This is a genomic window from Pseudomonas paraeruginosa PA7 (assembly GCF_000017205.1).
Taxonomy (GTDB): Bacteria; Pseudomonadota; Gammaproteobacteria; order Pseudomonadales; family Pseudomonadaceae; genus Pseudomonas; species Pseudomonas paraeruginosa.
On the sequence record NC_009656.1, the window covers coordinates 5,722,179 to 5,736,784 of the forward strand.

Below are 14,606 nucleotides of genomic sequence, written 5' to 3' on the forward strand. Positions count from 1 at the left end.
ACAATGACCGCTTCCAACCCGCCGCTCTTCAACGGCTTGTGACGCCCATCCACCCTTGCCGCAGCCAGCCCCGCCATGCCCAACGCCTTTTCGCCCTCCGGCCGCCTGCACAGCATCGACGCCCTGCGCGGCCTGGTAATGCTGTTCATGCTGCTCGACCATGTCCGCGAGACTTTCTTCCTGCATCGCCAGGTCGGTGACCCCATGGACGTCGCCAGCACCGAGCCGGCGTTGTTCCTCAGCCGCACCCTGGCGCACCTGTGCGCGCCGGTATTCGTCTTCCTCACTGGCCTGTCGGCATTCCTCTACGGCGAGAAACACCAGGGACGCCAGGCGGTCTCGGCATTCCTGTTCAAGCGCGGATTGTTCCTGGTCGCGCTGGAACTGACGCTGGTGAACTTCGCCTGGACCTTCCAGTTGCCGCCGACGGTGATCTACCTCCAGGTAATCTGGGCGATCGGCCTGAGCATGCTCGCCCTGGCCGCCCTGCTCTGGCTGCCGCGCCCGATGCTGGCTGGGCTCGGCGTGCTGCTGGTGGCCGGGCACAACCTGCTCGACCCCATCCACTTCGCGCCCGGCTCTTCCTGGCACCTGCCCTGGGCGGTGCTCCACGACCGTGGCTGGATCGAAGCCGGCGACGCCCTGCGCCTGCGCACTTCCTATCCCCTGCTGCCATGGATCGGGGTGATCGCCCTGGGCTACGCCGCCGGCCCCTGGTTCGCCAGCGCCACGCCTGCCGCCAGCCGGCGCCGCTACCTGCTGGCGAGCGGCGCCGGCCTGCTGCTCGGCTTCCTCCTGCTGCGCCTGCTCAACGGCTACGGGGAACAGCCCTGGACTCTCGGGGAAACGGCCGTCACCACCCTGATGGGCTTCTTCAACATCACCAAGTATCCGCCGTCGCTGCTCTTCCTCGCCCTCACCCTGGGCACCGGCCTGCTGCTCCTGGCCCGGTTCGAGCGTCTGGACCGGCAAGGGCCCGGCAAGGTGCTGACGGTCTTCGGCGCGGCGCCGATGTTCTTCTACCTGCTGCATCTCTACGTGCTGAAGCTGCTCTATCTGCTGGCGCTGGGCATCTGGGGCGCCAACCAGGGCGCCTACTTCGGCTTTTCCTCGGTGGCGGCGCTCTGGCTCTGCAGCGTCCTGCTGGCAGGGGCGCTGTACCCGGCGGTGCGCTGGTTCGCCGGCGTGAAGGCGCGACGGCGGGATATCGCCTGGTTGAAGTACTTCTGAGGCGCGAGGCAGCCAGGAGGATTTCGGAGAGCCCCGTGCGGAAAGCTGCCCACACCCCTCTCCCGCAAGCGGGAGAGGGGTGGAGCGGAGTCACCGGGAAATCCCCCTCAGCGCGCTTCGCGCCAAGGCGGCCGCAGCGCCTCAGGCGTACTGGATCAGGCTCCAGACAACCGCTTTGCCGTTGTGCGGCGGCATGGTGTTGCCGCGGGCGATCGGCGCGGTGGTCGACGGTGTATCGCCGGAGCGCCAAACGCCGCTTTCCGGGCATTTCTCGCCGGTCTTTGCCTTGGTGCCGAGTGGAACTTTGCTCATGTTCGCTTTCCTTGTAGGGACGCCAGGACGATCTGGCTCCCGGATACTGAGCAAATTCCCGGCGGCATGCCGCTGGGCGAAGCAGGAAATGGAGGGTTACGGAGGTTTCCCACACAACCAGCAGAATCCTACTAGCCCCACCTGGAACGAAATGGCCGGCGGGAGCATCGCGCGCCCGCCGGCCACCGTTTCGTTCGCTCCCGTCGCGGACGGGCTACCCGCTCAGGACAGGTAGGCCGAACGGGTAAGCCCGAGGCGCAACGCATCCAGGTACTGGTTGCGCTCGCGGGCGGTGAGCTTGGCCCCGGCGACCTTGTCGCGATAGAGGGTCATCAGCTCCTCCGGTGACAGGTGCACGTAACGCAGCATGTCCTCGATGGTGTCGTGGGTCTCGATGCCGGCGTGGTAGACGCCGCCGTCGGCGCGCTGGTAGACGTTCACCGAGTCGGTGTCGCCGAACAGGTTGTGCATGTCGCCGAGGATCTCCTGGTAGGCGCCGACCAGGAACACCCCGATCAGGTAGTCCTCGCCCTCCTTCACCTCGTGCACCGGCAGGCTGGTCTCGATGCTCTGCTCGTCGACGTACTGGGTGATCTTGCCGTCGGAGTCGCAGGTCAGGTCCTGCAGTACCGCGCGCCGATCCGGCTCCTCGCCCAGACGATGCAGGGGCAGGATCGGCAGCACCTGGCCGATGGCCCAGGTGTCCGGCAGGCTCTGGAATACCGAGAAGTTGCAGATGTACTTGTCGGCGAGCTTGTCGTTGAGTTCGTCGAGCACCTGCCGGTGGGAGCGCTGGCGGGCCTTGAGCTGGTTATGCAGGCGCCGGCAGATAGCGAAGTAGCACTGCTCGGCGAGCGCCTTCTGGGCCAGGCTGATCTTGCCGTCGGCATACTGCGCGGCGGCGTCGCCGATGTAGTGTGTGGCGCGCCAGTAGGTCTCGGTGACCATCTCGGCATCGGTCGGGCCGAGCAGTTCGGCCAGCCAGCGGACGATCTCCGGCTGCTCGTCGAGCCCGGCGATCTTCGGCACATCGTCGATATGCCGCTCGACGTCGGTAACCTGGGTGATCAGCACCGCGTGGTGCGCGGTCAGCGCGCGGCCACTCTCGGAGAAGATGTGCGGATGCGGCAGGCCCTGGGCATCGCAGAACTCCTTGAGCATGCCCACCACCACGCCGGCATAGTCGTCGATGTCGTAGTTGATCGAACTGGCATTGCGCGAGTGGGTGCCGTCGTAGTCCACGCCGAGGCCGCCGCCGACATCGATGTGGTCGACCGGCAGGCCGAGCGCGCGCAGCTCGCCATAATAGCGGATGGCTTCCTTGAAGCCGTGCTGGTAGTCGGCCAGGTTGGCGATCTGCGAGCCCATGTGGAAGTGCAGCAGGCGCACGCCCTGGTCGAGACCGGCCTTGCGGAAGCGCTCGACCACCGACAGCAATTGCGCGGCGGAGAGGCCGAACTTGGCCTTCTCGCCACCGGTATCGGCCCACTTCGACGAAGCCAGCGAGGACAGCCGCACGCGCAGGCCGACCTGGGGCTGCACGCCGACGGTGGCGGCCTCCTCGATCACCAGCTGCACCTCGGACTCCTTCTCGATCACGATGAACACGTTGTGCCCGAGCTTCTGCCCCATCAGCGCCAGCCTGATGAACTCGCGGTCCTTGTAGCCGTTGCAGACGATGGTGCCGCCCTTCGGCGCCAGCGCCAGTACCGCCATCAGCTCCGGCTTGGAACCGGCTTCCAGGCCGATGGAGACGTTCTCGGTGGCGATGATGTTCTCCACCACCGCTTCCTGCTGGTTGACCTTGATCGGATACAGCGCGGTGTAGCGGCTCTGGTACTCCAGGCGCTGGATGTTCGCGTCGAAGGCGCCGGTGAGCTTGCGCACGCGGTCCTGCAGGATATCCGGGAAGCGCACCAGCAGCGGCAGGCTCAGGCCCGCCTCGCGCAACTGGCCGACCAGCTCGTAGAGATCGATGGGCGTCGAATCGGCCCCCTGCGGACGCACTTCGACGTTGCCGCCATCGTTGATGGCGAAATAACCCGCCCCCCAGTGGCGGATGCCGTATACGCCGCGGCTGTCGGCCACGGTCCAGTTGCTGCCATCGTCTTTGCGAGTCCGTCGGGCGGCCATGCGCGGTGATCTCCTCAATGTCGGGGTCGGCGGGCGCCGGGATCTCCGGACGGCCCTGGGCCGGCGCGCCTGTGGTGGAGGCTAGCCGGGGGATGTGACGTTGCCGTGTTGACCGCCACACTGGGCGGTAGTTTAGGAAAGCCGAGGAAATCCGCTCGGGCGGGTATCCGCGGTCTCCCATCTAGGGAAAGGGCTGGCGCGGCATCGACGATGCCGGACCTGCCCGCTCTCTGCAGGGGAGAACGCGGTCAGCCGCCGGATTTCTTCGCCTTGAAGCCGCGCTTGAGGAGTTCGTCGATCAGCAGGTCGACATGCTCGCCCTGGATTTCCACCACGCCGTCCTTGAGGCTGCCGCCGGTGCCGCAGCGTCGCTTCAGCGCGCTGGCCAGTTCCTTCAGCGCGTCGCCGGCGAGCGGCAGGCCACTGATGGTGGTCACCGTCTTGCCGCCGCGGCCCTTGGTCTCGCGGCGCACGCGCGCGATCCCGTCGCCGACAGGCGCTACGGCCTGCCCGCAGATGCAGGCGTCTTTGGGCTGCTGGCAGTCCGGGCAATGCCGGCCGCCATCCGTGGAATACACCAGCCCGCCGAGGGCGGACAGGGACGAAGCTTTCTTGACCACCGGGCGTTTCCCCCAGAATGGCCTCGACGGGCCAGGTCAACAACGATGGCCGGCGGGAGCCGACCGCGACGCCCCACTCAGGCAGGGGCTGCGCAGGGGCGGTATGGGGACCGCCCCGAAAAGGTCGCGCAATTTAGCAGCATTGCGGGCAAATGCTAAGAGCGAAAATGCGCCATTGATCGGTGAAATGGCGACATCGCCGGCTCAGGCATCCAGGTACAGGCGCAACGCGCGCAGGGAGTCGGGGCAGTACGGCAGGCTGCGCGCCTCTTCCAGCGCCCGTTCGGGGCGGATGAAACGGGCTTCGGAGATTTCCTCGGGTTGCAGGCGCAAGGGTGCGTCGGAAACCGCGGAATAGACCACGCACCAGAGGCGGTTGCCCGGTTCGTCGAAGAGGAAGCGGCCGTGCTCGCGCAGGGGCACGTCGCGGATGCCCAGTTCTTCCTCCAGTTCGCGCGCGGCGGACTCTGCGTAGGCCTCGCCGGCCTGCACCATGCCGCCGGCGGCGAGATCCCAGTGGCCGGGATAGACCGCCTTGCTCAGGGTCCGGCGCTGCACGCACAGCTCGCCGGCGGAGTTGAACAGCAGGATGAAGGTGCCGCGGCCGATCAGTCCGCGCGTGCGCAGTTCGGCGCGCGGCAGGCTGCCGAGCGGGCGGTCCTGCTCGTCGACCCAGGCGATGAGTTCGGCGTCGGAGGCGGCCCGGTGGGCCACCTCCTCGGCACTGATCGGCGCGGCCATCGGTCAGCCCTGGGAGAGCAGCTGGCGCAGGTCGATCACCGCGGCGTTGGCGCGGGAAATGTAGTTGGCCATCACCAGCGAGTGGTTGGCCAGGATGCCGTAGCCGCTGCCATTCAGCACCATCGGGCTCCACAGCGGCTCCTGCGCCGCCTCCAGTTCGCGGATGATCTGCCGCACGCTGACCGTGGCGTTCTTCTTCGCCAGCACGTCGGCGAAGTCGACCTCGATGGCGCGCAGCAGGTGCGACAGCGCCCAGGCCTGGCCACGGGCCTCGTAGAAGACGTTGTCGATCTGCAGCCAGGGAGTTTCCTGGACCACCTCCTCGACCTTCGGCGCCTCGCCCGGCTGTACCTCGTCGGGGTTCTTGATGTTGGTGTTCAGCTTGACCCGGCCGACGCTCGCCGACAGTCGCTGGGAGAGAGAGCCCAGGCGGGTGGCGACGTCGCCCAGCCAGTTGTTCAGGTTGTCGGCGCGCGCGTAGAACTGCGCGTTCGGCTGGTTCGGGTCGGACAGCCGGGCCAGGTAGCGGTCCAGCGACTTGATGCCTTCCTGGTACTCCGACTCGGACGCCGGCAGCGCCCAGCTCTTGTTGTCGAAGTTGAAGCGCGGCTCGGCGCGGGCCAGGTCGGCGTCCTCGGTGGACTGCGACTGCGAGCGGGCGAAGTCCTTGCGCAGGGCGCGGCTGATGTCGCGGACCTGGACCAGCACGCCGTATTCCCAGCTGGGCATGTTGTCCATCCAGATGCCCGGCGGGAAGATGTCGTTGGAGATGTAGCCGCCCGGCTTGGTCAGCAGGGTGTCGACCACTTCCTTGAGGGTCTCCACCGTGGTGTAGCCGGTGACCATCTGCCGGCCGGCGCGCTCGGCGGCGGCCTGGGCGTCCTGCTGCACGGGGAACAGGTCGGGTTCCTGGCTCCAGTACCAGCCGACCAGCATCGCCACCAGCAGGTAGACGCCCAGCAGGCCTCCTACCACGCGCACCAGCCAGGGGCCGCCGAAGTAGGTACGTACATCATCCACGGAATTGTCCACGCGATCGCGCATGGTCCCACGACGCTTCTTCCAGTCCAGCATGGCAAGGGTCCTTAAAACAGCTCGATAGATGGGGGATTGGACCATGGCGAACGCGTTCCGTGCCAAGCGCCAACCCTTCCAGGACGCCGAAACCTCGGCGTCGTCGGCTTTCAGCGTAGTGGAAGCCGGTTTTGTGCCGGAATGCTCAGTGAGAATTTTCCGAAACAGGCATAAGCATGCCGTAGTCCGTCGCACAAAGGCACCCACCAACAGGTGGGGATGACATTTGGAAAAGAAAAGGCTCCTCTCGTCAGCCGCCCAACGGCCGCTGGCTTTCATGGCGATAGGTGATAGCATAGAGCTATCATTCGCAGCGACGCTCTGCCGCGAAGACCACGAAAGAAGCGCGTCATGATGACCGAGCACGATGACCCGACCCTGGACCGCCTGAAGCACCACTTCGCCCAGCGAGTGATCCATCAGGCCCGGCAGGTTCTGGAGGTCTGGCAACGCCTGACCCGCGCGGAGTGGAACAGCGACGGGATGGAAGAACTTTCCGATGCCACCCTGCGCCTGCGGCGCTACGCCGAACGCTTCGAGCAGGCCGAGCATGCCCAGCTGGCCGGCGCCATCGACCGTACTCTGGACATGGTGGAAGCCAACCGCGGCCGACTCTCCAGCGAGTCGATCAGCGAACTCAACCAATTGATGCAGCGTCTGTCGCGCACCGGCCTGCGACATGGCGACCAGCTCGAGCACACCGTCCTGCCGCCGCTGCGCAAGCCGGTCTACCTGGCCCTGAAGGATCGCGAGCGCGCCGGACGCCTGGCCCAGCAACTGGAGTTCTTCGGCCTGCAGGCACTGACCTGCGAGACCGCCGAAGGCTTCCGCGGCAGCATGCGCGAGCGCTACCCGGCGGCGATCGTCATGGAAGTCGACTTCGCCGGCCCCGCCATGGGCCTGCAACTGGCCAGCGAAGCCCAGGCCGGTCTCGAACACAAGCTGCCGGTGCTGTTCTTCAGCGACAGCGAGACCGACACCCCCACCCGCCTGGCCGCGGCCCGCGCCGGCGGCCAGGAGTTCTTCACCGGAACCCTGGACGCCTCCAGCGTGCTGGAAAAGATCGAGACCCTCAGCCGCCTGAGCTTCTACGAGCCGTACCGGGTGCTGATCGTCGACGACTCCCGGGCCCAGGCGCTGCACACCGAGATGATCCTCAACAGCGCCGGGATCATCACCCGCGCGCTCACCGAGCCGCTGTCGGTGATGGCCGAGCTGAGCGAGTTCCAGCCCGACCTGATCATCCTCGACATGTACATGCCCGAATGCCTGGGCACCGAACTGGCCAAGGTGATCCGCCAGCACGAGCGCCACGTCAGCGTGCCGATCATCTACCTGTCCGCCGAGGACGACCTGGACAAGCAACTGGACGCCATGAGCGAAGGCGGCGACGACTTCCTCACCAAGCCGATCCGCCCGCGCCACCTGATCGCCACCGTGCGCACCCGCGCCAGCCGCGCGCGCAGCCTCAAGGCGCGGATGGTGCGCGACAGCCTGACCGGCCTGTACAACCACACCCATACCCTGCAACTGCTCGAGGATGCCCGCCTGCGCGCGCGCCGCGATGGCCGTCCGCTGAGCTTCGCGATGCTCGACATCGACCACTTCAAGCAGGTCAACGACCGTTTCGGCCATCCCATGGGCGACCGGGTGATCAAGGGCCTGGCGCTGTTCCTCAAGCAACGCCTGCGCAAGACCGACCACATCGGCCGTTACGGCGGCGAGGAGTTCGCCGTGGTCCTCCCGGACACCGACCTGGACGCCGCGCGCCTGGTGCTCGACGAGATTCGCCAGCGCTTCGCCGAGATCCACTACCCGGCGCAACCGGCCGACCTGCGCTGCACCTTCAGTTGCGGCATCGCCGAGCTGACCCCGGACCTCGATATCAAGAGCATGGCCAAGCAGGCCGACGAGGCGCTGTACCGGGCCAAGCACGGCGGGCGCAACCGGATCGAGGTGTACCGTTCCCGAGCCGGCTAATGGCTCTTTGTCATTACGCGGTAACCGAACGGAAATAACCTGCGGTCTCGCCGTTCCGTTGTCGGACGAGACCCGTCATGCGCCTCAAGCAACTCACCAACCTCAACACTCTGCTCCTGCTCACCGTCTGCCTCGCCCTGGGAATCACCCTGTGGTGGTCGCAGCGCGCCATGGAGCGTCCGTTCCAGCTGCTCGATCGCTACCTGGAGCTGTCGCAGCGCTTCGACGAACAGGTCGCGCGCAACATCCGCCAATACCTCGGCAGCGGCGACGCCGTGCGCCAGCAGGCGGCGCTGCAAGCTCTGGATCACCTCGAAGAGGCCCTGCCGCAGCTGCCTCCGGAACTGGCGCGGACCCTCGCGCCGAGCCTCGCGGACCTGCGCGGGTTCAGCGCCGGCGAGCTGCTCGCCGCCGGCAAGCTCGCCGGCGACCCGCAGGGCCTGTTGCTGCAGGCCGAGCGCGACCTGGCCGGCAACCTGGAGCAATGGTCCGCTTACCTGGAGGCCGCGGCGGATCAACCCCGGGCCGGCGCCTATCGCCCGCCGCTGCTGCTCGCCAGCCTGCACCTGACCCGCCTCAGCCTGGCCCGCGCCAAGCTGGTGGAAAGCGCCAACCCGGCGCTGGCCGGCGACGTCGAGCGCGAGCTGGCCAGCCTGCGCGGGCAGGCCGGGCGGATCGACGCCCTGCCGCTGCTCGGCGTGCTCGACGAGCAGCGCTCGGCCAGCGACGACTTCGCCGCCATGATGGGGCTGGCCGGCGACACCGAGGCCGGCGCCGGCAATGCCGAAGACCGCGGCGTGACCCTGCGACGCGAACTCGCCAGCCTGCTGCAGCGCTATCCGGACGAGCTGCGCCGCACCCGCGACCTGATCGAACGGCGCCAGCAACTGTCCGCCGACACCGGTTCCAGGCTCGATGCGGTGCGCCAGGCCCTGGCCACCCTGGAACCGCAGGTGCGCGGCGAGCGCCAGCGCCTGCAAGGCCAGGTGCGCCTGATCCAGGGTGGGATGATCGTGCTGATCCTGCTCATCGCCCTCGCCATCGACAGCCTGCAACGGCGCCTGGCACGGGTGCTCGGGCAACTGGTGCCGGCGCTCTCGGCCTGGGCCGACGGCGACTTCTCGCGGCCCATCGCCCTGCGTACCCGCACCGAAGACCTGCGCAACCTGGAAGACTCGCTGAACCGCCTGCGCAGCTTCCTTGCCGAGCTGGTCGGCGCGATCCACCGCCGCGCCGAACAGGTCGCCGGCAGCAGCCAGACCCTGGCCGAGGTCAGCAGCGGCCTGCACGCCGGAGTCGAGCGCCAGGCCGGCGATACCGGGCAGATCCGCGACGCCCTCGGCGACATGGAGGCGGCGATCCAGCAGGTTGCCGGCGATGCCAGCCAGACCGCCGACGCCAGCCGCAGCGCCGGCCAGGCGGTGGAACACGGCCAGCGGGTGATCGGCCAGAGCCTGGGCGGCCTGCGCGAGCTGGTCGACGAGGTGCAGGGCAACGCCCAGTCGATCGAACGCCTGGCCGAGGAGTCGGCGACCATCGGCAGCGTGCTGACGGTGATCCGCTCGATCGCCGAACAGACCAACCTGCTCGCCCTCAATGCCGCCATCGAGGCCGCCCGCGCCGGCGACCAGGGCCGCGGCTTCGCCGTGGTCGCCGAGGAAGTCCGCTCGCTGGCCCAGCGCACCGCCGGCGCCACCGAGGAGATCCAGCAGCTCATCGGCCGCCTGCAGCAGGCCGCGCGGCAGTCGGTGGAGGCCATGCGCAGCCAGGTCGAGCACGCCGAACGCACCGCCGAACAGGCTGGCGCGGCGGAGGGCGCGCTGGACGAAGTGGTCGCCGCGATCCACACCATCGGCGTGATGGCCGAACGCATCGCCGAAGGCTCGACCCAGCAGAGCCAGGCGGTCGGCGAGATTCGCTCGCACAGCGAACGCATCCACGCCCTGGGCGGGGAAAACCTGCGCCTGATCGGCCACAGCCGCGAACAGGGCGAGCAACTGCGGCAACTGGGCGGCGACCTGCGCACCACGGTGCAGGCCTTCCGCCTGTGAGCCTGCGGCGACGTGCCGCAAGGCGCCGGCGGAACCGCTTCCCGGCGAACCGGTCGGATTCGGTTCAGCGGAACCGGGGCAGGACCTGATCAGCCGCACGGGGCTCGATCGGGCCCGGCTTTCCGCTATCATTCCGGCTTTTGATCCGACGAGATATCCATGCGCCGCCTGCTGACCCTGATCCTCCTGCTGGTCGCCCTGCCCGCCGGCGCGGGCCTGTTCGATAGCCGCCCCTCCGCAACCCTTGGCGGCAGTGTCGATGGCGGCGACTTCCTCAAGGTCGACCAGGCTTTCAAGCCCAGCGTCGAGCGCAGCGACGCGCAGCACGTGCTGCTGCGCTTCGTCAACGCCGAGGGCTACTACCTCTACCGCCACCGCTTCCAGTTCAAGGTCGAGCCAGCCCAGGTCAGCCTCGGCCAGGTGCGGTTGCCGGCGGGCAAGCAGCACCACGACGAGTACTTCGGCGATACCGAGGTCTACTACGACATCGTCGACCTGGAGATTCCCCTGAGCAACCCGGCCCGGCAGCCCTATACCCTGGTGGTGACCTACCAGGGCTGCGCCGACAAGGGTCTCTGCTATCCCCCGGAAACCAGGCGCTTCGATATCGACGGCGGCGCCGCGACGCCAGCCCCGGACGACGCGGCCAGCAAGGGCCCGCTCGAGCACAAGGGCAAGCGCAGCCTGCTGTTCTTCTTCCTCGCCGGCCTGACCCTGACCTTCACCCCCTGCGTGCTGCCGATGCTGCCGATCCTCTCCGGAGTGGTCCTGCGCGGCCGCCCGGGCGGCGGTCGCGGCTTCGTCCTGTCGCTCGCCTACGTGCTGCCGATGGCGCTCTGCTTCGCCCTGCTCGGCGCGCTGATGGGCATGTTCGGCGCCAGCCTCAACCTCCAGGCGCAGTTGCAGTCGCCCTGGGTGCTGGTGCCGTTCGCGGCGTTCTTCGCGCTGTTCGCCGTGGCCATGTTCGGCTTCTTCGAGCTGCGCCTGCCCGGCTTCATCCGCGAGCCGCTCGACCGCCTGGCCGGCGATGCGCGCGGCGGCTCGATCCTCGGCGCCGCGACCCTCGGCGTGCTTTCCAGCCTGCTGGTCTCGCCCTGCGTCTCCGCCCCGCTGGCCGCCTCGCTGCTCTATATCAGCGCCAGCGGCGATGCCTGGGGGGGCGGTCTGCAACTGTTCGCCCTCGGCCTGGGCATGGGTACGCCGCTGGTGGTGTTCGGCGCCGGCGGCGGCGCCCTGCTGCCCAAGAGCGGAGCCTGGATGAACGGCGTGCGCAACGCCTTCGGCGTGCTGTTGCTGGCGGTCGCCGTGTGGCTGCTGGAGCGGGTGGTGTCCGGCCCGGTGGCGCTGATGCTCTGGGGCATGCTCGCCGGCGGCGCCGGCCTGGCCCTGGGCGCCCTCGAATTCACCCCGAAAAGCGCCGGACGCCGCCTGCTGCAACTGCTCGGCCTGATGTTCCTGACCTACGCGGTGGCCGCCTGGGTCGGCGCCCTGCAGGGCGAGTCGGATCCGATCCACCCGCTGGGTCGCTCGGTGCCGTCGATCCACGCCGGGCCGCCGAGCACGCCCGGCGAGTGGCGAAACCTGACCACCCCGGCGCAGCTGGACGCCGCCCTGGCCGAGGCGCGCCAGGCCGGCAAGCCGGTGCTGCTGGACTGGTACGCGGACTGGTGCATCAGTTGCAAGGTCATCGAGCGCCAGGTCCTCACCGATCCCGCGGTGCAGGCACAACTGCCGGCCTATCGCCTGCTGCGCTTCGACATCACCGAAAGCAACCCGGCCCAGCGCAGCCTGCTGGACCGCTACAACCTGTTCGGGCCGCCGGCGATCCTGTTCTTCGCCCCCGGCGGTGACGAATGGAGCGACTTGCGCGTCATCGGAGAGATCGAGGCCGCCGGGCTCGCCGAACGGCTGCGCCGGGCCGCTACCCGGCAGTGACATGCGCTGACACACTTCTGCCGCAATTACCGGTCAACATGCGGCGATCTACTGCAATCTAACAGTGACTGGACAGTCATAAGGAAATTCCGGCATAGTGCCCGCTTGCCGTTTGCAGCCTGTACAGGACAATCAACAAGACAATGGCGACCCTCCTCGTATTGCACGGGCCGAACCTGAACCTGCTGGGTACCCGCGAGCCCGGCACCTACGGTTCGACCACCCTCGGGCAGATCAACCAGGACCTCGAGCGCCGCGCCCGCGAAGCCGGCCATCACCTGCTGCATCTGCAAAGCAACGCCGAATACGAACTGATCGACCGGATCCACGCCGCGCGCGACGAAGGCGTGGACTTCATCATCATCAATCCGGCGGCATTCACCCATACCAGCGTCGCGTTACGTGACGCGCTGCTTGCGGTGAGCATCCCATTCATCGAAGTGCACCTGTCGAACGTGCACAAACGTGAACCTTTCCGGCATCACTCCTACTTCTCCGACGTGGCGGTAGGGGTGATCTGCGGTCTCGGCGCCACAGGCTACCGCCTGGCCCTGGAATCCGCCCTTGAACAACTTCAACGCCCCTGACCTCACTGGGAGTGCTAGCGCTAATGGACATTCGTAAAGTCAAGAAACTGATCGAGCTGCTGGAAGAGTCCGGTATCGACGAGCTGGAAATCCGCGAAGGCGAAGAGTCGGTACGCATCAGCCGTCACAGCAAGACCGCCGCCCAGCCGGTGTACGCACAGGCGCCGGCCTTCGCCGCACCGGTCGCCGCGCCGGCACCGGCAGCCGCCGCTCCGGCCGCCGCGGCCGCGGAAAGCGCCCCGGCCGCGCCGAAGCTGAACGGCAACGTGGTTCGCTCGCCGATGGTTGGCACCTTCTACCGCGCCGCCTCGCCGACCTCGGCCAACTTCGTCGAAGTCGGCCAGAGCGTGAAGAAAGGCGACATCCTGTGCATCGTCGAAGCCATGAAGATGATGAACCACATCGAAGCCGAAGTAAGCGGCACCATCGAGTCGATCCTGGTGGAGAACGGCCAGCCGGTTGAGTTCGACCAGCCGCTGTTCACCATCGTCTAAGCCGCGGGGAACCTGCGATGTTGGAAAAAGTGCTGATCGCCAACCGCGGCGAAATCGCCTTGCGCATCCTTCGCGCATGCAAGGAGCTGGGGATCAAGACGGTGGCGGTACACTCCACCGCCGACCGCGAGCTGATGCACCTGTCGCTCGCCGACGAGTCGGTGTGCATCGGCCCGGCCCCGGCCACCCAGTCGTACCTGCAGATCCCGGCGATCATCGCCGCGGCCGAGGTCACCGGCGCCACCGCGATCCACCCCGGCTACGGCTTCCTCGCCGAGAACGCCGACTTCGCCGAGCAGATCGAACGCTCCGGCTTCACCTTCGTCGGCCCGACCGCCGAGGTGATCCGCCTGATGGGCGACAAGGTCTCGGCCAAGGACGCCATGAAGCGCGCCGGCGTACCCACCGTGCCGGGCTCCGACGGCCCGCTGCCGGAAGATGAAGAGACCGCCCTGGCGATCGCCCGCGAGGTCGGCTACCCGGTGATCATCAAGGCCGCCGGCGGCGGCGGCGGGCGCGGCATGCGCGTGGTCTACGACGAATCCGAGCTGATCAAGTCGGCCAAGCTGACCCGCACCGAGGCCGGCGCGGCGTTCGGCAACCCGATGGTCTACCTGGAGAAGTTCCTGACCAACCCGCGCCACGTGGAAGTCCAGGTGCTTTCCGACGGCCAGGGCAACGCCATCCACCTCGGCGACCGCGACTGTTCCCTGCAGCGCCGCCACCAGAAGGTGATCGAAGAGGCGCCGGCCCCCGGCATCGACGAGAAGGCCCGCCAGGAAGTCTTCGCCCGCTGCGTCCAGGCCTGCATCGAGATCGGCTACCGCGGCGCCGGCACCTTCGAGTTCCTCTACGAGAACGGCCGCTTCTACTTCATCGAGATGAACACTCGCGTGCAGGTGGAGCACCCGGTATCGGAGATGGTCACCGGTGTCGACATCGTCAAGGAGATGCTGCGCATCGCCTCCGGCGAGAAGCTCTCGATCCGCCAGGAGGACGTTGTCATCCGCGGCCATGCGCTGGAATGCCGGATCAACGCCGAAGATCCGAAGACCTTCATGCCCAGCCCGGGCAAGGTCAAGCACTTCCATGCCCCGGGCGGCAACGGCGTGCGCGTCGACTCGCACCTCTACAGCGGCTACAGCGTGCCGCCGAACTACGACTCGCTGGTCGGCAAGGTCATCACCTACGGTGCCGACCGCGACGAGGCGCTGGCGCGGATGCGCAATGCCCTGGACGAACTGATCGTCGACGGCATCAAGACCAACACCGAACTGCACAAGGACCTGGTGCGCGACGCCGCCTTCTGCAAGGGCGGGGTGAACATCCATTACCTGGAGAAGAAACTGGGTATGGACAAGCACTGATCCGTCAGTCGCTGCGCACAAGGGCTGCCTCCGGGCGGCCCTTGTCGTTTCCGCCTGCCGGCCGCCCCAACGGTGCTATCCT

General features: G+C 67.7%; 12 protein-coding genes. 7 read left to right on the forward strand and 5 right to left on the reverse strand.

The window, feature by feature from the left end; genetic code table 11:
- Window positions 1-75 precede the first annotated feature (75 nt).
- The gene (locus tag PSPA7_RS26540; RefSeq protein WP_003157492.1) at window positions 76-1,230 is read left to right on the forward strand and encodes an acetyltransferase domain-containing protein; all 1,155 of its coding nucleotides are present in this window, start codon (window positions 76-78) and stop codon (window positions 1,228-1,230) included.
- Window positions 1,231-1,371: 141 nt separating this feature from the next.
- Here the strand turns inward: PSPA7_RS26540 and PSPA7_RS32565 are convergent, their stop codons facing one another.
- The 5 genes from PSPA7_RS32565 to PSPA7_RS26560 all read right to left on the reverse strand — a co-directional run bounded on the left by PSPA7_RS32565 (window position 1,372) and on the right by PSPA7_RS26560 (window position 6,110).
- Window positions 1,372-1,542: a hypothetical protein gene (locus PSPA7_RS32565; RefSeq protein ID WP_003157493.1), complete on the reverse strand. Its 171-nt coding sequence runs from the start codon at window positions 1,540-1,542 to the stop codon at window positions 1,372-1,374.
- A gap of 222 nt (window positions 1,543-1,764) precedes the next feature.
- Window positions 1,765-3,675: an arginine decarboxylase gene (speA, locus tag PSPA7_RS26545; protein WP_012077555.1), complete on the reverse strand. Its 1,911-nt coding sequence runs from the start codon at window positions 3,673-3,675 to the stop codon at window positions 1,765-1,767.
- Between the two features lie 248 nt (window positions 3,676-3,923).
- Window positions 3,924-4,295, reverse strand: coding sequence for a translation initiation factor Sui1 (locus tag PSPA7_RS26550; protein WP_003157496.1), 372 nt, complete (start codon window positions 4,293-4,295; stop codon window positions 3,924-3,926).
- Window positions 4,296-4,499: 204 nt separating this feature from the next.
- A complete protein-coding gene (locus PSPA7_RS26555; RefSeq protein WP_012077556.1) occupies window positions 4,500-5,036 on the reverse strand; it encodes an NUDIX hydrolase in 537 nt (178 codons plus the stop codon).
- Between the two features lie 3 nt (window positions 5,037-5,039).
- Window positions 5,040-6,110, reverse strand: a complete 1,071-nt coding sequence (locus PSPA7_RS26560; protein ID WP_003157498.1) for a DUF2333 family protein — start codon at window positions 6,108-6,110, stop codon at window positions 5,040-5,042.
- 351 nt (window positions 6,111-6,461) lie between these two features.
- Here PSPA7_RS26560 and gcbA point away from each other — a divergent pair, with 351 nt between their 5' ends.
- From gcbA to accC, 6 genes are all read left to right on the forward strand, one after another.
- Window positions 6,462-8,090 carry a diguanylate cyclase GcbA gene (gcbA, locus tag PSPA7_RS26565; RefSeq protein ID WP_012077557.1) on the forward strand — a complete coding sequence of 543 codons (1,629 nt, stop codon included), beginning with the start codon at window positions 6,462-6,464 and terminating at the stop codon, window positions 8,088-8,090.
- A 77-nt stretch (window positions 8,091-8,167) separates the two neighbouring features.
- Window positions 8,168-10,141, forward strand: a complete 1,974-nt coding sequence (gene ctpL / locus PSPA7_RS33120) for a methyl-accepting chemotaxis protein CtpL (protein ID WP_012077558.1) — start codon at window positions 8,168-8,170, stop codon at window positions 10,139-10,141.
- A 159-nt stretch (window positions 10,142-10,300) separates the two neighbouring features.
- Window positions 10,301-12,076: a protein-disulfide reductase DsbD gene (locus tag PSPA7_RS26575; RefSeq protein ID WP_012077559.1), complete on the forward strand. Its 1,776-nt coding sequence runs from the start codon at window positions 10,301-10,303 to the stop codon at window positions 12,074-12,076.
- A gap of 143 nt (window positions 12,077-12,219) precedes the next feature.
- Window positions 12,220-12,663 carry a type II 3-dehydroquinate dehydratase gene (aroQ, locus tag PSPA7_RS26580; RefSeq protein ID WP_003095385.1) on the forward strand — a complete coding sequence of 148 codons (444 nt, stop codon included), beginning with the start codon at window positions 12,220-12,222 and terminating at the stop codon, window positions 12,661-12,663.
- A 23-nt stretch (window positions 12,664-12,686) separates the two neighbouring features.
- The gene (gene accB / locus PSPA7_RS26585) at window positions 12,687-13,157 is read left to right on the forward strand and encodes an acetyl-CoA carboxylase biotin carboxyl carrier protein (RefSeq protein WP_003110495.1); all 471 of its coding nucleotides are present in this window, start codon (window positions 12,687-12,689) and stop codon (window positions 13,155-13,157) included.
- Between the two features lie 17 nt (window positions 13,158-13,174).
- A complete protein-coding gene (gene accC / locus PSPA7_RS26590; RefSeq protein WP_003095391.1) occupies window positions 13,175-14,524 on the forward strand; it encodes an acetyl-CoA carboxylase biotin carboxylase subunit in 1,350 nt (449 codons plus the stop codon).
- Window positions 14,525-14,606: the final 82 nt, after the last annotated feature.